This window comes from Amycolatopsis sp. NPDC051106 (genome assembly GCF_040682775.1).
GTDB lineage: Bacteria > Actinomycetota > Actinomycetes > Mycobacteriales > Pseudonocardiaceae > Amycolatopsis.
Genome location: NZ_JBFBBQ010000003.1, coordinates 85,799 through 103,409, shown reverse-complemented (window position 1 = coordinate 103,409; position 17,611 = coordinate 85,799). Strand labels below are relative to the sequence as shown.

Below are 17,611 nucleotides of genomic sequence, written 5' to 3'. Positions count from 1 at the left end.
GGCACCGGAACACGCCGGTGACGACGTCAGAGTACGGGGCACCCGGACATGCCGTACGACTCGCCCTAACGGGGGATGAACCGGTCACGGAAGGGTTGTGTCCGGCCCGGCCGTAGCTGGGGTCTCGGCGGGTTCTCAGCGGGCGTCGGGTTCCGGGTTGTGCCCGGCCCGGGCCAGGAAGTCGAAGTCGCAGCCTTCGTCCGCCTGCGTGATGTGTTCGCTGTAGAGCGCGCCGTAGCCGCGCTCGAACCGCGGCGCCGGCGCCGTCCACTCGGAACGTCGCCGCGCGAGCTCCTCATCGGACACCTCCAGCCGCAACGTCCGCGAAGGGACGTCCAAGGTGATCAGGTCGCCGTCGCGGACCAGGGCCAGCGGCCCGCCGACGTGCGACTCCGGCGCCACGTGCAGCACGCACGCCCCGTAGCTGGTGCCGCTCATCCGGGCGTCGGAGATCCGGACCATGTCCCGGACCCCCTGCTCCAGCAGGTGCGACGGGATCGGCAGCATGCCGTACTCCGGCATGCCCGGGCCGCCGAGCGGGCCGGAGCCGCGCAGCACCAGCACCGAGTCCGCCGTGATCGACGGGTCGTCGATCCGCTTCTTGAGGTCCGCGTAGTCCTCGAACACCACGGCCGGCCCGGTGTGCGTGAGCAGGTGCGGTTCGGCGGCGATGTGCTTGATCACCGCGCCGGACGGCGCCAGGTTCCCGTGCAGCACCGCCACTCCGCCCTCGGCGGACAGGGGGTTCTCCCGCGGCCGGATGACGTCGTCGTTGTGCACCTTCGCGGCCTCGAGATCGGCGCCGAGCGTGCGGCCGGTGACGGTGGGCCGGTCGAGGTGCAGCAGGTCGGTCAGCCGCGACAGCAGCCCCGGCAGGCCGCCCGCGTAGTAGAAGTCCTCCATCAGCCAGGCGCCGCCGGGACGGAGGTTCGCCAGCACCGGCACGCGCCGGGCGAGCGCGTCGAAGTCGGCCAGCGAAACCGGGATCTCGCTGCGCCCGGCCATCGCGATCAGGTGGATCACGGCGTTGGTCGACCCGCCCAGCGCCAGCACGGTCGTGATCGCGTCGGCGTAGGCGCGCTTGTCCAGGACCTGCGTGATCGTCAGGTCCTCCCAGACCATGTCGACGATCCGCGCGCCGCTCGCCGCGGCCATCCGGTGGTGGGCCGAGTCGACGGCGGGGATCGACGCGGCACCCGGCAGCGTCATGCCGAGCACCTCGGCGGCCGACGTCATCGTCGACGCCGTCCCCATCGTCATGCAGTGCCCGGGCGACCGCGCGAGCCCGCGCTCCAGTTCGGACAGCTCGGCGTCGCCGATCAGCCCGGCGCGCTTGTCGTCCCAGTACTTCCACATGTCGGTGCCGCTGCCGAGGACCTCGTCGCGCCAGTGCCCGCGCAGCATCGGCCCGGCCGGGACGAAGATCGCGGGCAGCCCGGCGCTCGCCGCGCCCATCAGCAGCGCCGGCGTGGTCTTGTCGCAGCCGCCCATCAGGACGGCGCCGTCGATCGGGTAGGACCGCAGGATCTCCTCGGTCTCCATGGCCAGGAGGTTGCGGTAGAGCATCGGCGTCGGTTTCTGGTACGTCTCCGAAAGCGTGGCCACCGGGAACTCCAGCGGGAATCCGCCGGCCTGCCAGACGCCGCGTTTGACCTGCTCGGCGCGTTCGCGCAGGTGCATGTGGCAGGGGTTGATGTCCGACCAGGTGTTGAGGATGCCGATGACCGGTTTGCCGAGGTGCTCTTCCGGGTTGTAGCCGAGCTGACGGCTTCGGGCGCGGTGGCTGAAGTTGCGCAGTTCTTCGCCACCGAACCACCGGTGGCTGCGGAGCTCCTCGGGTGCTTTCATGCGATCCAGTATGGCATCTGATATATGATCTCGCGGGCCTGGTTGAATGGGCTCCGACACGACCGAGGGAGCACCGATGACCGGGACGTTCAGCCTGCCCGCCTCCCGGACCGAAGTGGTCCTGGAGGAGATCCGCCGCGGCATCCTCACCCGCGAACTGGTGCCCGGCCAGCCGCTCGTCGAAGCGGAGCTGGCCGCGCGGCTCGGCGTGTCGAAGACGCCCGTGCGCGAGGCGCTCAAGGTGCTCTCCAACTCCGGCCTGGTGACGTTCAGCCCCTACAAGGGCGCCTCGGTGGTCATGGTCGACGCCGAGCTAGCGAAGTCCGTCTACGACGTGCGGATGGTCCTGGAACCGGAGGCCGTCCGCCGGACCGTCGAACAGCGCGACACCGCACTGCTCGACGACGCGGCGGAGGCGCTGAAGGAAGCGTCGGCGGCCATCGCGGACAAGGACCAGGCCGCGCTGAGCCTGCTCAACCGCCGCTTCCACCGCGCCCTCTACCGCGGCTGCGGCAACCCCCTGCTGATCAGCATCCTCGACGACCTCAAGGACCGTGCGGCGCTCATCAGCATCGTCGGCTGGGAGGCCAACCCCAGCTGGAAGAAGGAGTGGACCGAGCACAAGGCGGTGCTCGCGGCGGCCAAGAAGGGCGACGCCGAAGGGGCCGCGTCGCTGCTCAAGGACCACATCGGCGGGTTCCTCGAGCGGGTCCTGAAGGCCATCGGATGAAGCTGCTGCTCATCTCGGACACCCACCTGCCGGCCCGCGCCCGCGCGCTGCCGGAGCAGGTGTGGGACGAGGTGGCGGCGGCCGACGTCGTCGTGCACGCGGGCGACTGGGTCGAGGCCGGCCTCCTGGACGAGCTGGCAGCCCGCAGCAAGCGGCTGATCGGCGTCTACGGCAACAACGACGGCGCCGACCTGCGGGCGCGGCTGCCGGAGATCGCCCGGGCGGACCTCGACGGCGTCCGCCTGGCCGTCATCCACGAGACCGGCTCGAAACAGGGCCGCGAGCAGCGGTGCGACGCGCAGTTCCCCGACACCGACGTGCTGGTCTTCGGGCACAGCCACATCCCCTGGGACACGACGACGCCGGCGGGGCTGCGGCTGCTCAACCCGGGATCGCCGACGGACCGCCGCCGCCAGCCGTTCTGCACGTACCAGACCTGCCGCATCGAGAGCGGCACCCTGAGAGACGTCGAGCTGCATCAACTGCCCCCGAGGGGGTAGACAGGGTCCATGGATCCGGCATGGGCCTTGCGCGAGATCGCGTTCCAGCTCGAACGCGCGGGAGAGCCGACCTACCGCGTCCGCGCGTTCCGGAACGCGGCCGCGACCGTCGACAAGACCGGCGCCGAGCAGCTCGCGCAGATGGCGGAGAACGGCACGCTCGGCTCGCTGCCCGGCATCGGGAAGGCCACCGCGGGCGTCATCGAGGACGCGCTGGCCGGCCGCGACCCGGCGTACCGGTCGAAGATCGTCGAGAAGAAGCTGCCGGACGGGGAGCCGCTGCGGTCCGCGCTCAAGGGCGACTGCCACACCCACTCCGACTGGTCGGACGGCGGCAGCCCGATCGGCGAGATGGCTGTCGCGGGCCGGGAGCTGGGCCACGAGTGGATGGTGCTGACCGACCACTCGCCGCGGCTGACCGTCGCGAACGGGCTCTCGCCGGACCGGCTGCGGACGCAGATGCAGATCGTGGCGAAGGCCAACGAGCTGATGGCGCCGTTCCGGCTGCTGCAGGGCATCGAGGTCGACATCCTCGACGACGGCTCGCTCGACCAGGAAGAAGACCTGCTGGGGCAGCTGGACCTGGTCGTCGCGAGCGTCCACTCGAAGCTGCGGATGCCGGCGCGGGACATGACCCGGCGGCTGGTCGCCGCCGTCCGCAACCCGCACGTCCGGGTGCTGGGGCACTGCACCGGCCGGCTGGTCGTCGGACGCGGGCGTCCGCAGTCGGAGTTCGACGCCGAGGCGGTGTTCACCGCGTGCCGCGAGAACGGCGTCGCGGTGGAGATCAACTCGCGTCCGGAACGGCTCGACCCGCCGATGAAGCTGCTCCGCCTGGCCGCGGAGATCGGCTGTGAGTTCGCCATCGACAGCGACGCGCACGCGCCCGGTCAGCTCGACTGGCAGGGCTACGGCTGCGAGCGCGCGATCGAGGCGGGCATCGGGCCGGAGCGGATCATCAACACGCGCACGGTGGACGCGCTGCTCACCCGCTGATCTCGAGGACGGGGTGCCGCGCCGGGTCGAGCCAGCGCAGGAGAGCCTCGAGGTCGGGCTTCGGGATCGCGACGCACCCCGCGGTCGGCCGGCCGTCGGTGACGTGCAGGAAGAACGCCGAGCCGGCGCCGGGGACCACCGGATCGCGGTTGTAGTCGATGACGACGGCCCGGTCGTAGACGGCGCCCGCGCGGCCGAGGTTCTCGCCGGCGGCTTCGTCGAACGGGCAGGCGCCGGGGGCGCAGGAGAAGTGCGTGTTGTAGTACGGGGACTTCGCGTCGGACACCCACCAGTCGGAGGTGGTCACCCGGCGGTAGGGCAGCCGGGTGACGGCGGGTTCGCCGCCGAACGCCTCGGTCAGCGGCCACACGCCCGCTGGGGTGTGGGACGTCGCTTCGCTGGCCTGGCCGACGCCGCTCTTCCCGACGTACGCGGGGATCGGGCCGTGCGCGCGGACCCAGCCGTCTCCGGTGCGTTCCCACGCGGTGAGGACGGCGGTGGTCGCGCCCGCGGCGTCCGCGACGACGGTGACCACCTGGCCGGCCGCCCCGCGGAACGCCGGTGAGGCGGCTCCGGCGGGAGTGGCGGCGCCGGTCAGCAACGCGGCCGCGGCCAGCGTGGCACCGAGGGTCCTCCTGCGCATGCGGAAGAGCGTAACGGTGCCACGCGGGCCGCGCGCGACGTCAGTTGATGGTGTAGGAGTCCCCGTACACCTTCCACTTCAGCGGGGTGTGCAGGTCGAAGTTGCCCGCGTTGAGGAACACCAGCTGCTCGGTGTCGACGCGGGAGGTGTCGGCGTGCGCCTCCTCCTGCTTCATGATGACCTTGCGGGCGTCGAAGAACGCCTTGAGGTAGGTCGTCTCGTTGCCGCCCTGGGCCGGCGTCTTCGCCTTCTTCATCGCGGCCTTGCGGATGCCGCCGAAGCTGTCGGAGCTGTCGCCGGGGCCGTGCATGACGATGGCGTCGTAGTAGGCGAACTGACCGAGGTTGCTCAGCCCGTCCGACTTGCCCTGGTTCACCGCGGGGTTGAAGTACACGCGGTCGCGCTCGCTGTTCTGGGCGTTCTGGAACTCCGTGGTGGCCGCGGCCTGCTTCCACGCGCTCTCGAACGCCGAGCCGAGCCCGCTGTGCGAGTCGGTGCCGTTCACCTTCCGCAGCGCGGGAAGGTACTTCGCCAGCGGGTTGTTCGGGACCGAGTCCGTGTACGCCTCGACGAGCTCCAGCATGTCGCCGGTGCCGGAGCAGAACCCGATGATGCCCGCGGTGTAGCCGCGGCCGTCACCGATGTCCTCGATGTACTTGTACTGCGCTTTCCAGTCCAGCGAGGAGTTTTCCGCGCTGGAGACCAGCTTCATCGCGATCTCCTTCTTCGCCGGGGCGGAGAGGTCGCCGGCCGCGAGGGCGGTCGCGCTGTTCGCGGCGAGGGGGGCGGGAGCCGCGGTGGAGAGTGCGGGGGTGGTGATCACGAGGGCGGCGACGGAGGCCGCGCCGAGCGCGCCGATGAGAACCGGCCGCAACTTCTTGCTCATGGGAAAACCCTTTCCGCGGGGCCGGCCGTGGGGGAGCACGGCCTTTTCCGAAATGACGCTGTGGGCATGGCGGACGAGGCCCGGAATTCGGCGGTCTGCGTGCCGTCGTCTTGCGGACATCGGGTGGTGCTGCGGCGTAGCGCCACGGTAGCGAAGGGTCACGGGCTTCACAAGAGGCGGATGATGTTCACGTTCCTGAACAGCGCGTTGCCGTCCTCAATGGACTCGGATTCGGCAATTAGGTGAATCCGGGAAGGGAAAACAGCCTATTTCGCGCGCGGTCAGCGGCCGCCGGCGAACAGGCGGATGACGTCGGGCAGGACGTTGACCGGGATCGTCGGGTCGATCGCGCGCTGGACGCCGAGGCCGATGCCGAGGCTGAGCAACGCCGTCGCGGCGTCGTCGGCCGGCATCGGGAGCGTGATCCCGAACCGCTCGGCGTACCCGGTGAGCAGGCCGGCGATGGTGTCGCGGATGGCCTTGTCGCGCGCGGCGAGTTCGGCGCGCACGTGCGGGTTGCGCCGGGCGTTCGTGGCGAACTCGACTTCCAGCGCGGTCCACGCCTCGTCGCCGATGCTGTGCTCGGCCCAGGTCTGGAGCGCCGCCAGCAGCCCGTCCATCCCCTCGGCGCCGACCAGCGCCCCGGCGACCAGCGCGACCTGCTCGTCGTGGATGCGGTCGAGCACCGCGAGGCAGAGCTCGTCCTTGTTGCGGAAGTTCGAGTACACCGCGCCCTTCGAGTACCCGGCTTCGTCCGCGACCTTCTCCAGCGACGTCACCGAGTAGCCGTCGTGCAGGAAGAGCTGCTTCGCGGTCTCGATGAGCTGTTCGCGGGTGCGCGCCTGGCTTTCCGCGCGGGTGAGTCGGGCCATGGGAGCACTCTAGCCAGGTCCGGAATTGGAGTACCGCTGGTATTGAGGTACTGCTAGTATCCGAAAATGGACCAGCGCCACTTCGCGGTGATCGTCGTCGGTGCCGGGGCGTCCGGACTGGGTGCGGCCGTCCGGCTCGGCCAGGCGGGCGTCGACGACCTCGCCGTGCTGGAGAAGGCCGACGCGCTCGGCGGGACCTGGCGCGACAACACCTATCCGGGCTGCGCCTGCGACGTGCCGTCCGCGCTGTACTCGTACTCCTTCGCGCCGAACCCGGGGTGGACACGGGCGTTCGCCGGGCAGGCCGAGATCCGCGCGTACCTGGCGGACACCGCGTCGCGGTTCGGGGTCACCTCGAAGATCCGCTACGGCGTCGAAGTGACGCGGGCGCGGTGGAGCGGTTCGGTGTGGGAACTGGAGACGTCCCGGGGTCCGTACACCGCGCGGATCCTGGTCGCCGGCACCGGGCCGTGGCACGAGCCGCTGATCCCGGGCCTGCCGGGGCTCGCCGGTTTTCCGGGCGAAGTCTTCCACTCCGCGCGCTGGAACCACGGCTACGACCTGGCGGGCAAGCGGGTCGCGGTGGTCGGCACCGGCGCGTCGGCGGTCCAGTTCGTCCCGCGCATCGCGGGGGAAGTGGCGCGGCTGCACCTGTTCCAGCGCACGGCGCAGTGGGTGCTGCCGAAGCCGGACCACGCCGTTCCCGGCGTCGAGCGGTTCCTGCTGCGGAGGTTTCCGGCGCTGCAGCGGGCGTTGCGGGGTGCCGAGTACGGGGCGATGGAGACGCTCGGTTTCGGGTTCCGGCACCCGTGGCTGCTGCGGCAGGTGCAGAACATCGGGCTCGCGCACCTGCGGCTGGCCGTCCGGGACCCGGCGCTGCGCCGCGCGCTGACGCCGGACTACACGCTCGGCTGCAAGCGGCTCCTGATGTCGAACACCTACTACCCGTCGCTGACCCGGTCCCCTGTGGACGTTCACCCGACGGCGGTGCGTTCGGTGGACGGGAACCGGGTGCTCGGTGCGGACGGTTCGGTGTCCGAAGTGGACGCGATCATCTTCGGCACCGGCTTCCACATCCTCGACATGCCGGTGTCGTCGCGGATCTTCGACGGCGACGGCCGCAGTCTCGACGACTACTGGAAGGGCAGCCCGCGGGCGTACGCGGGGACGACGGTGGCCGGGTTCCCGAACCTGTACCTGCTGCTGGGCCCGAGCCTGGGGACCGGGCACTCGTCGGCGTTCATGATCCTGGAGGCCCAGCTGCGTCACACGGTGGCGGCGGTGACCCGGACCTTGCGCTCGGGCTGGACGTCGGTGTCGGTGCGGGCCTCGGTCCAGGACGCGTTCAACGCGGAGGTCCAAGCCGCGCTGCCGGGGACGGTATACCAGTCGGGCGGGTGCTCGAGCTACTACACCGACGTCAACGGGCGCAACAGTTTCAGCTGGCCGTTCTCGACGGGACGGTTGCGGTCGCGCGTGGGTTCGTTCGACGAGGCGGACTACGAGATCGCGCGTCGCGAATGAGTCATTCGCGACCTCCGGGGCCGCGGGTCAGAGCGTGGCGAACCGCAGGCCCGCCTTCGTGAGCCGGTCGATCAGCGCGTCGCCCATCGCGGTCGCCGTGGTGACCTGGCCCGCCGTTTCCGGCAGCTCGTCGGTCGCGAGGCACAACGCCGACTCCGCGAGCATCTTCGCCGTCTCGTCGTAGCCGGGATCGCCGCCGGACACCTCCGTCACGACCCGCGAACCGCCGCCCTCGCCGACGAACCGCACCGAGAACCACGACCGGGCGCGCCGTTCGGGGCTCGGGCCGTTGCCGGGCGCCAGCAGGCGCGAAAGCCCGCGCCGCGCGGGCGGGATCTGGGCGGCGGCGAACAGTGCGCCGACGCCGAGTGCGCCGCCCGCCAGCACCGGCAGGTGCTTGACCGCGGCGAAGTGCCGGTAGGTGAAGTCCGGCCCGTAGCGCTCGGACGCGGCCGCCGACCGGCGCACGACCTCCGGGTCGATGGTCGGCAGCGGCACCGCCCACCAGCCCGCGTCGGCGACCCGGTGCGGGTGTCCCAGCGGCGCGCGGGTGAACCGCCCGGCCGGGCGCGGTTCGGCGGCCGAGCGCTCCTTCGCCACCCGCGCCCCCGCCGGGAGGCGGGACATGATGGTCAGCGCACTGAGGAAAGTCCCGCCCGACGGCATCCCGCTCGCCCGGACGTAGCCATCAATCTTCAGCGGCACGCCTTCCGGCAGCTGCTTCACCGTGAAGTAGGCGCCGAGGTCGTGCGGGATCGAGTCGAACCCGCACGCGTGCACCAGCCGTGCGCCCGTCTCGCGGGCCCGCCGGTCGTGCGCCAGGTACATCCGGTCGACGAACTCGGGCTCGCCGGTGAGGTCGACGTAGTCGGTGCCCGCCGCGGCGCACGCCGCCACCAGCGGTTCGCCCTGCGTCAGGTACGGCCCGACGGTCGTGACCACCACTTTCGCCGATTCGGCGACGTCCCGCAGCGACGCGGGGTCACCGGAGTCGGCGACGAGCAGGTCCAGATCGCCGAACCGGTCGTCGATCTCCGCGAGCCGGGCCCGGACGGCTTCGAGCTTGCCGCGGTTGCGGCCGGCCAGGGCCCAGCGCAGGTCCGCGGGCGCGTGGCGGGCCAGGTACTCGGCCGTCAGGCCGCCGGTGAACCCGGTGGCGCCGAACAGGACCACGTCGTGCGCGCGCATGTCTCCTCCAGGGGACGTCGACGGCGGACGCGCCCAGGTTACCCGCGAGTCACTTCGGTCGCCGGTGCAGACGGCGGCCGCCGCCGGCGGCCGCGGCCCCACCGCCCCCGGTCACCTCAGAGCCCTGGCAAGTCGCAGCAGCTGCCGAGTTGAAGGGGCCCTTCAGTGCACGTCGGCCGAACGGCGACCCGGTCGCCCGAGCCCTGACCACCGGGCTGTCCCGTGCCGATCGGTGGGTGCGGTGCCCGGCAAACGTCTTGAATGAGTCATTCAGGACCCCAGCCGCCCTGAATGACTCATTCAAGACACCGCCTCGGCGAGGCCACCGACCTGCGCCGCGCAAGAGATCCGCCGCCGAGGCCGGTCACTTCCGGTCGCCGGTGTACACGACCGCCGCCGCGACCGCGGCCACTCCGGCGACCACGTCCGCGATGCGGCGCGGCAGGCCGTGGTGGGTGTCCTCCATCCACCCCCGCACCTGCGCCCGGCCGAGCTCCGGGGCACAGAGGTCGTCGACGCCCGCGGTCCAGGCCAGCAGCGCCAGACAGGCCGCGTGCGGGTCGGGCCGGTCGACGCCGAACACCGCCGCGCGCGCCTTGCTCCGGGCCGCCGTCGAGACGAGCAGGTCCTCCGGTGGGTAGCGGTGCCGGCGCCGCAACAGCATGGGGGTCCGCCGGACGAGCCCGAGCGCGACGAGGTTTTCGGCCGCGACCGACGGCAGTTCCCCGCGCAGGTGGTCCACCCAGTCGCGCACGCTGTGCGTGCCCGTTTCCGAAACGATTTCGGAAAACACGTGATCGGCGGTCGGAATGCCCGCGGGCCGTTTCGCGATCGCGCGGACCTTCCGGTTTTCGACCGTGATCCGGTCGGTGAAGAGCAGGTCGCACAACGCCGCGCCGGCCAGGCCGATGCCCAGCGACGTCCGGCTGAGCGACGGGCGCCCGGTGAACTCGTCGTGCCCGAGGAAGAAGAAGGAATCGACCAAGGTGAGCCGGCGCATGACGGAAAGGGGCCCCCTGGGCGGTCGCGGTGAGGATGCCGAAGATAGCGGCCCGGCCTCGCGCCGCTTTCGGTGCGGTCACGGTTACCCCGAACGGACGTACCGCCGTCCGGCGCGCACCCCCTACTCTGGGGCGCCGCGCCAAGATCACCTACGGCGCGGGGGAAGGTTCATGGGTACCCAGTCACCGGGGCTCGGCCTCGGGAAGCGGCGGCTCGGCGCCGCCCGGATCGTCTTCTTCATCGTCGCGGCGGCCGGTCCGCTCTACGCGGTCGGCGGTGGCGTTTCGGCGACCTACGCGGTGACCGGCAACGCCGGCGTGCCGTTGGCGTTCCTCCTGCTGGCCCCCGTGCTCGCGCTGTTCGCCGTCGGGTACACCGCGATGAGCCGGTACGTCACGAACGCCGGCGCCCTCTACCCCTATGTGGCGCACGGGATCGGGCGCTCCGCGGGCACCGCCGTCGCCTACGTGACGGTGCTCGCCTACAGCGCCGTCCAGACCGGCGTCTTCGGCCTGTTCGGCCTGTCCGCGTCCACCTGGCTGACCACCACGTTCGGGTGGGACGTGCCGTGGTGGGCGGTCGCGCTGGCGATGGTGCTGGTCGTCGGCGCGGGCGGCGTGCTGCGGATCGACCTCGGCGCGAAGGTGCTCGGCGTGGCGCTGGGCCTCGAGGTCGCGGTGCTCGTCGTGCTGGACGTCGCGCTGTTCGGCCACCCGGCCGGCGGCTCGGTTTCGCTGACCCCGCTCTCGCCGTCGAGCCTCTTCACGATGGGCGCCGGCGCCGTGTTCGCCTTCTCCCTCGCGGTTCTCCTCGGCTTCGAGGGCGCCGCGACCTACGGCGAGGAGAGCCGCGACCCGCGCCGGACGGTCGGCCGCGCGACCTTCGTCGCGATCGGGCTGACCGCGGTGCTCTACGTCGTCTCCTCGCTCGGGATGGCCGTCGCGACCGGTCCGGACCACATCGCCGGACGAGCCGTCGCCGAGGGCCCCGGCCTGCTGTTCGGGCTCGGCGGGCAGTACGTCGGCACGGCGTTCGCCGGCACGGCCTACGTGCTCTTCCTGACCAGCCAGTGCGCCGCGCTGCTGAGCCTCCACAACGCCGTCGCGCGGTACTTCTTCGCGCTGGGCCGGGAAGAACTGCTGCCGGAGGGCTTCAGCCGCACCAGCAAGCGCACCGGCGCGCCGATCGGCGGCTCGCTGGTCCAGACCGCGATCGGCATCGTCGTCGTCGGGCTCTTCGCGCTGGCCGGGCGCGACCCGTTCACCGACCTGTTCACCTGGACCGGCGTCACCGCCTCGACGGGAGTCACGATCATCATGATCGCGGTGTCGCTGTCGGTCATCGGGTTCTTCCGCCGCCGCCCCGGCCGGGAGACGTGGTGGCGGCGCGCCGGCGCACCCGCGCTCGCGGCGGTGACGCTGACCGCCGTCCTGGTGCTGATCATCGCCGACTTCGACGTCCTGCTCGGCCCGGCGGGCTCGATCCCGCTGCTGCGCTGGGGCCTGCCGGGGCTGCTCGTGCTCGCCGGGTTCGCCGGCTTCCTGCGGGCCGAGGCGCTGCGCACCCGGCGGCCGGACGTCTACACGGGGATCGGCGGCCCGCTGCGCGACGGCGAGCTCGTGGAGACGCGCTGAGCGACGCCCACGGATCCGTCCGGAGTGGACACCGTGGCCCGGAGTGCTCCGGCCCGAGCCGTTACCGGCGGGTACAGTGCGCGTGCGAACGCGAGGAGGAAGCCGTGACCGAACGCTTCGGCAGCTACCAGAACGAGCTCTACCTGCAGGGACTCGGTGGGGTGCTGCCGCCGTGCTCGACCGACGCGACGAAGCTCGAAGCGTCGGCCCGTGAGGTCATGGCGCCCGGCCCGTTCTCCTACGTCGCGGGTTCGGCCGGCTCCGGCGCGACCGCCCGCGCCAACCGCGAGGCGTTCGACCGCTGGCGCGTCGTGCCGCGGATGCTGACCGGCGCCACCGACCGCGACCTCTCGACCACGGTGCTCGGCACCCGGCTGGCCGCGCCGGTGGCCGTCGCGCCCGTCGGCGTCCAGTCGATCGTCCACCCCGACGCCGAGTCCGCGACCGCTCGCGCCGCCGCCTCGGTGGGGCTGCCGTTCATCCTGTCCACGGCCTCGTCCACCGGCATCGAGGCCGTCGCCGAGGCCAACGGCGACGGCCCGCGCTGGTTCCAGCTGTACTGGCCCGGCGACGCGGACGTCTGCGCCAGCCTCCTTTCCCGCGCGAAGGCGGCCGGCTACACGGCGCTGGTCGTCACGCTCGACACGTGGACGCTCGCCTGGCGACCGTCCGACCTGGACCAGTCGTACCTGCCGTTCCTGCAGGGCGAGGGGCTCGCCGTCCCGTTCACCGACCCGGTGTTCCTGTCCCGGCTGGAGAAGACGCCGGAGGAGGACCGCGGCACGGCGATCCTGACCTGGATCGGCATGATCACCGGCACCGACCGGACGTGGGACCAGCTGCCGTTCCTGCGTGAACACTGGGACGGCCCGATCGTCCTCAAGGGCATCCAGCACGTCGCCGACGCGCGCCGTGCGGTCGAGGCCGGGATGGACGGCATCGTCGTCTCGAACCACGGCGGCCGCCAGGTCGACGGCGCGATCGGCGCCCTGGAAGCGCTGCCCGGGATCGTCGCGGCGGTGGGCGACCGCATCGAGGTGCTGTTCGACTCCGGCGTCCGCACCGGCGCCGACGTGCTGAAGGCGATCGCGCTGGGCGCGCGGGCGGTGCTGGTGGGCCGTCCGTGGGTGTACGGGCTGGCGCACGCGGGCGAGGACGGCGTCCGCCACGTGCTGCGCAGCCTGCTGGCCGACTTCGACCTGACCATGGGACTTTCCGGCCACCGCACCCTCGCCGACCTGGGCCCGGACTCGCTCCGGCGGACGTGAGATAACAAAACGGGAAATCCGGGGACAGCCCGGGAACCGGCCGCTACTGTTCGAGTCCCATTGCGGGCCGTCGGGGCGGCCGGCTCCTTTTCCCTTTTCCCGTTGGGGGTTTTCCATGTCTTCGATCATGATGCGCATCGGCATCCTGTTCGCCGTCCTCGGCTTCGGCTCGCTCGTGCTGGAGCAGTTCGACTACGAGTTCCGGCTGCTGTCCTGGGCCACCGACATGCAGCCGGGCTTCGGCATCGTGCTCGGCCTGGTCGGCGTCGCCCTGATCGGCGGCTCGGTGGCGATGAACCGCGCCAAGTCCGCGCCGCAGCCGCAGCAGCAGTTCGCGCAGCAGCCGCCGGCCCCGGGCCAGCAGCAGCCGTACCAGGGCCAGCCGCAGCAGTTCCAGGGTCAGCAGGCGCCGCAGCAGCAGTACCCGCAGCAGCCCGGCCAGCCCGGCTGACCCCGGACCCGAGCGCCCCAATGTGGCCTTGGTTGCGTCTGACGCACCGAAGGCCGCCTTGGGTGCGTTGAACGCACCGAAGGCCACATTGGGGCGCTCCTGGGGTGCGCCCGGTCACGCGGCGGGGATATTGAGAGGCCCGCCTCGTCACGCACGGCTATCCTTGGCCTGAGCATGTCCACGTCATCCCCCTTCGAAGCGCTGCGTGCGCGCCTGCCCGAGCTGATGCCGCGCGACGAGCACCGGCTGCGCCGGCGACTCGACGGTGCCCGCAAGGCTCGTGATCGCGACGCCGCCCTCGCGCAGATCTCCGCCGACATCGACAAGGCCGAGCTGCGCATCGCGGCGCGCCGCGAAAGCGTGCCCAAGATCGAATACCCCGAAGAGCTGCCGGTCAGCAGGCTCAAGGACGAGATCGGCGCGGCGATCGACAAGCACCAGGTCGTGATCGTGGCCGGGGAGACCGGCTCGGGCAAGACCACCCAGCTGCCGAAGATCTGCCTCGAACTCGGCCGCGGCATCCGCGGCCAGATCGGGCACACGCAGCCGCGGCGCCTGGCCGCCCGCACGGTCGCCGACCGGATCGCGAGCGAGCTGAAGACCGAGCTGGGCCAGACCGTCGGCTACAAGGTGCGGTTCACCGACCAGTCCGGGCAGGACACGCTGGTCAAGCTGATGACCGACGGCATCCTGCTGGCCGAGATCCAGACCGACCGCTCGCTGCGCCAGTACGACACGCTGATCATCGACGAGGCCCACGAGCGCAGCCTCAACATCGACTTCATCCTCGGCTACCTCAAGCAGCTGCTGCCGCGCCGCCCCGACCTCAAGGTGATCATCACCTCGGCGACGATCGACCCCGAGCGGTTCTCGAAGCACTTCGACGACGCGCCGGTCGTCGAGGTCTCCGGCCGGACCTACCCGGTCGAGACGCGCTACCGGCCGCTCGTCGACCCCGAGGACCCGGAAGGCGACCCGGAGCGCGACCAGACGCAGGGCATCCTCGACGCCGTCGAGGAGCTGTGCGCCGAGGGCCCCGGCGACATCCTGGTGTTCCTCTCCGGCGAGCGCGAGATCCGCGACACCGCGGACGTGCTCAACCGGGCGAACCTGCGCAACACCGAGGTGCTCCCGCTGTACGCGCGGCTGTCGGCGGCGGAGCAGCAGCGTATTTTCCAGTCCCACACCGGGCGCCGCGTCGTGCTCGCGACCAACGTCGCCGAGACGTCGCTGACCGTGCCGGGCATCAAGTACGTCGTCGACCCGGGTACCGCGCGCATCTCGCGCTACAGCCACCGCACGAAGGTCCAGCGGCTGCCGATCGAACCGGTGTCGCAGGCGTCGGCGAACCAGCGCAAGGGCCGCTGCGGCCGGACGTCGGACGGCATCTGCATCCGGCTCTACTCCGAAGACGACTTCGAGGCGCGGCCCGAGTTCACCGACCCGGAGATCCTGCGGACCAACCTCGCGTCGGTCATCCTGCAGATGACGTCGCTGGGGCTGGGCGACATCGCGGCGTTCCCGTTCGTCGAGCCGCCGGACCGCCGTCAGATCAGCGACGGCGTCGGGCTGCTGCAGGAGCTGGGCGCGTTCGACAGCGCCGCGGCCAGTTCGCCGGACCGGCGGCTCACCGACATCGGCCGGAAGCTCGCGCAGCTGCCCGTCGACCCGCGGATGGGCCGGATGGTGCTGGAGGCCGCGAAGAACGGCTGCGTCCGCGAGGTCATGATCATCGCGGCGGCGCTGTCCATCCAGGACCCGCGGGAGCGGCCGGCGGAGAAGCAGCAGGCGGCCGACCAGCAGCACGCGCGGTTCGCCGATCCGACGTCGGACTTCCTCGCCTACCTCAACCTCTGGGAGTACGTCGCCGAGCAGCAGAAGGCGTTGTCCGGCAACCAGTTCCGCCGCATGTGCCGCGCGGAGTACCTGAACTACCTGCGGCTGCGCGAGTGGCAGGACATCTTCAGCCAGCTGCGGCAGCTGGCGAAGCCGCTGGGCATCTCGCTGAACACGAACACGGCCCCGGTCGACCCGCAGCGCGTGCACACGTCGCTGATCGCCGGGCTGCTCTCGCACATCGGGCTCAAGGACCCGGCCAAGGGCGACTACCTGGGCGCGCGCGGCGCCCGGTTCGGCATCTTCCCCGGGTCGGCGCTGTTCAAGAAGCAGCCGCGGTTCGTGATGTCGGCCGAGCTGGTCGAGACGTCGCGGCTGTGGGCGCGGGTGAACGCCCGGATCGAGCCCGAGTGGGTCGAGCCGCTGGCGGGGCACGTCGTGAAGCGGAACTACTCCGAGCCGCACTGGGAACGCAAGCAGGGCGCGGTGATGGCGACCGAGAAGGTGACGCTCTACGGCGTCCCGCTGATCGCCGACCGCCGCGTCAACTACGGCCGGATCGACCCGGAGCTGGCGCGGGCGCTGTTCATCCGGCACGCGCTGGTCGAGGGCGACTGGCAGACGCGCCACCACTTCTTCGCCGAGAACCGGGCGCTGCTGGAGGAGGTCGAGGACCTCGAGAACCGCGCCCGCCGGCGTGACATCCTGGTCGACGACCAGACTCTGTACGAGTTCTACGACGCCCGCGTCCCGGCCGACGTCGTCTCGGTGCGCCACTTCGACACGTGGTGGAAGAAGACGCGCCACTCGGACCCCGATCTGCTGTCGTTCGAGAAGTCCATGCTCATCAACGAGTCCGCGGGCGGCGTCCGCGAGGGGGACTACCCCGACTCGTGGACGCAGGGCACGCAGGTCTTCAAGCTGACCTACCAGTTCGAGCCGGGCGCGGACGCGGACGGCGTCACCGTGCACATCCCGCTGCCGGTGCTGAACCAGGTGACGCCGGACGGGTTCGACTGGCAGGTGCCGGGGTTGCGCGCGGAACTGGTGACGCAGCTGATCAAGTCGTTGCCGAAGGCGTTACGGCGCAACTTCGTCCCGGCGCCGGACACCGCCCGGGACGTCCTTTCGCGAGTGTCCCCTTCGGACGGTCCGCTGCTGGAGGTGGTCGGGCGCGAGCTGCGTGCGCTGCGCGGGATCACGATCCCTTATGAATCCTGGGACGTTTCGTCCGTGCCGGACCACTTGAAGATGACGTTCCGGGTGGTCGACGAGCGAGGTCGCCGGGTCGCCGAAGGCAAGGACGTCTCGGCGCTGCAGCGGCAGCTGGCGCCGAAGGTCCGGGAGACGATCTCCAAGGCGGCCAACACCCTCGAGAAAGCCGGGCTGACGAAACCGTCGTTCGGCTCGCTGCCGCGGGTGTTCGAGTCGACGCAGCGCGGCCACGACGTCAAGGCGTACCCGGCTTTGGTGGACGAGGGCGCGTCGGTGGCAGTGCGCATGCTGGACACGCCGGCCCAGCAGCGGCACGCGATGTGGGCGGGCACGCGCCGGATGCTGCGGCTGAACCTGAACTCGCCGATGAAGTTCATCACGCGATCGCTGTCGAATTCCTCGAAGCTGGTGCTGAACCGGAATCCGCACGGCAGCGTGGCGGCGCTGCTCGAGGACTGCGTCGACTGCGCGGTGGACGCGCTGATGACGGCCGGCGGCGGCCCGGTGTTCGACGAAACCGGCTTCAAGGTGCTGCTGGAGAAGGTCCGCGCGGGCCTGCACCCGATGGTCCTGGACGTCCTGACGGACGTCGAGAAGATCCTCCGCGCGGCGAACGACGTCGAGGTGGCATTGCCGTCCGTCCGCGGGCCGGCGGAATCGCTGTCCGACATCCGCGCACAGCTGACGGGCTTGGTATACCCGGGTTTCGTGACGGCGACGGGTGCCTCGCGGCTGCGGAATGTGGTCCGCTACCTGCAGGGGATCTTGCGCCGGTTGGAGAAGCTGGCTTCGGAGCCGACCCGCGACCTGCAGCGCACGGCGGACATCGCGTGGATCACCGGGGAGTACCAGGAGGCGCTGGCCTCGCTGCCGCCGGGCACGTCGTCACCCGCGTTGGAGGAAGTGCGGTGGATGATCGAGGAGCTGCGGGTTTCGTTCTTCGCGCAGACGTTGGGGACAGCGCACCCGGTTTCGCTGAAACGGATCACGAAAGCCATCGACGACGCCCTCGCCTGAC

14 protein-coding genes are annotated in these 17,611 nt (G+C 71.3%); 8 read left to right on the top strand and 6 right to left on the bottom strand.

Translation table 11 applies throughout. The features are described 5' to 3' along the window. Positions 1-135: 135 nt before the first annotated feature. Positions 136-1,848 carry an L-arabinonate dehydratase gene (araD, locus tag AB0M83_RS03735; RefSeq protein WP_364511960.1) on the bottom strand — a complete coding sequence of 571 codons (1,713 nt, stop codon included), beginning with the start codon at positions 1,846-1,848 and terminating at the stop codon, positions 136-138. Positions 1,849-1,924: 76 nt separating this feature from the next. Between araD and AB0M83_RS03730 the strand changes: the two genes are divergently transcribed. From AB0M83_RS03730 to AB0M83_RS03720, 3 genes are read left to right on the top strand one after another with little or no spacing between them, the layout of a single operon-like run. Next, positions 1,925-2,578: a GntR family transcriptional regulator gene (locus AB0M83_RS03730; protein WP_364511957.1), complete on the top strand. Its 654-nt coding sequence runs from the start codon at positions 1,925-1,927 to the stop codon at positions 2,576-2,578. Continuing rightward, on the top strand, positions 2,575-3,078 hold the full coding sequence (locus AB0M83_RS03725) for a YfcE family phosphodiesterase (protein WP_364511954.1): 504 nt from the start codon (positions 2,575-2,577) through the stop codon (positions 3,076-3,078). Before AB0M83_RS03730 ends, AB0M83_RS03725 begins: the two co-directional genes overlap by 4 nt. Before the next feature lie 9 nt (positions 3,079-3,087). Beyond that, positions 3,088-4,074 carry a PHP domain-containing protein gene (locus AB0M83_RS03720; RefSeq protein WP_364511951.1) on the top strand — a complete coding sequence of 329 codons (987 nt, stop codon included), beginning with the start codon at positions 3,088-3,090 and terminating at the stop codon, positions 4,072-4,074. Here AB0M83_RS03720 and AB0M83_RS03715 read toward each other — a convergent pair. The 3 genes from AB0M83_RS03715 to AB0M83_RS03705 all read right to left on the bottom strand — a co-directional run bounded on the left by AB0M83_RS03715 (position 4,064) and on the right by AB0M83_RS03705 (position 6,475). After that, positions 4,064-4,717: a L,D-transpeptidase family protein gene (locus AB0M83_RS03715; RefSeq protein ID WP_364511948.1), complete on the bottom strand. Its 654-nt coding sequence runs from the start codon at positions 4,715-4,717 to the stop codon at positions 4,064-4,066. The two genes, AB0M83_RS03720 and AB0M83_RS03715, sit on opposite strands and share 11 nt — an antisense overlap. Before the next feature lie 40 nt (positions 4,718-4,757). Further along, positions 4,758-5,603, bottom strand: coding sequence for a chitosanase (locus AB0M83_RS03710; RefSeq protein WP_364511945.1), 846 nt, complete (start codon positions 5,601-5,603; stop codon positions 4,758-4,760). A gap of 281 nt (positions 5,604-5,884) precedes the next feature. After that, positions 5,885-6,475 carry a TetR/AcrR family transcriptional regulator gene (locus tag AB0M83_RS03705; RefSeq protein ID WP_364511943.1) on the bottom strand — a complete coding sequence of 197 codons (591 nt, stop codon included), beginning with the start codon at positions 6,473-6,475 and terminating at the stop codon, positions 5,885-5,887. Positions 6,476-6,541: 66 nt separating this feature from the next. Here AB0M83_RS03705 and AB0M83_RS03700 point away from each other — a divergent pair, with 66 nt between their 5' ends. Then, on the top strand, positions 6,542-7,999 hold the full coding sequence (locus tag AB0M83_RS03700) for an NAD(P)/FAD-dependent oxidoreductase (RefSeq protein WP_364511940.1): 1,458 nt from the start codon (positions 6,542-6,544) through the stop codon (positions 7,997-7,999). Positions 8,000-8,026: 27 nt separating this feature from the next. Here AB0M83_RS03700 and AB0M83_RS03695 read toward each other — a convergent pair whose 3' ends face one another. Both AB0M83_RS03695 and AB0M83_RS03690 read right to left on the bottom strand, forming a co-directional pair. After that, positions 8,027-9,187: a saccharopine dehydrogenase NADP-binding domain-containing protein gene (locus AB0M83_RS03695; protein WP_364511938.1), complete on the bottom strand. Its 1,161-nt coding sequence runs from the start codon at positions 9,185-9,187 to the stop codon at positions 8,027-8,029. 364 nt (positions 9,188-9,551) lie between these two features. Next, positions 9,552-10,187, bottom strand: a complete 636-nt coding sequence (locus AB0M83_RS03690; RefSeq protein ID WP_364511935.1) for a GPP34 family phosphoprotein — start codon at positions 10,185-10,187, stop codon at positions 9,552-9,554. A 172-nt stretch (positions 10,188-10,359) separates the two neighbouring features. Between AB0M83_RS03690 and AB0M83_RS03685 the strand changes: the two genes are divergently transcribed. The 4 genes from AB0M83_RS03685 to hrpA all read left to right on the top strand — a co-directional run bounded on the left by AB0M83_RS03685 (position 10,360) and on the right by hrpA (position 17,610). Then, positions 10,360-11,823, top strand: a complete 1,464-nt coding sequence (locus tag AB0M83_RS03685) for an APC family permease (protein ID WP_364511932.1) — start codon at positions 10,360-10,362, stop codon at positions 11,821-11,823. Between the two features lie 104 nt (positions 11,824-11,927). Next, complete coding sequence (locus AB0M83_RS03680) at positions 11,928-13,091, top strand: lactate 2-monooxygenase (RefSeq protein ID WP_364511929.1); 1,164 nt, start codon at positions 11,928-11,930, stop codon at positions 13,089-13,091. Positions 13,092-13,206: 115 nt separating this feature from the next. Next, on the top strand, positions 13,207-13,542 hold the full coding sequence (locus tag AB0M83_RS03675) for a hypothetical protein (protein ID WP_364511927.1): 336 nt from the start codon (positions 13,207-13,209) through the stop codon (positions 13,540-13,542). Between the two features lie 174 nt (positions 13,543-13,716). After that, on the top strand, positions 13,717-17,610 hold the full coding sequence (gene hrpA, locus AB0M83_RS03670; protein ID WP_364511924.1) for an ATP-dependent RNA helicase HrpA: 3,894 nt from the start codon (positions 13,717-13,719) through the stop codon (positions 17,608-17,610). Position 17,611: the final 1 nt, after the last annotated feature.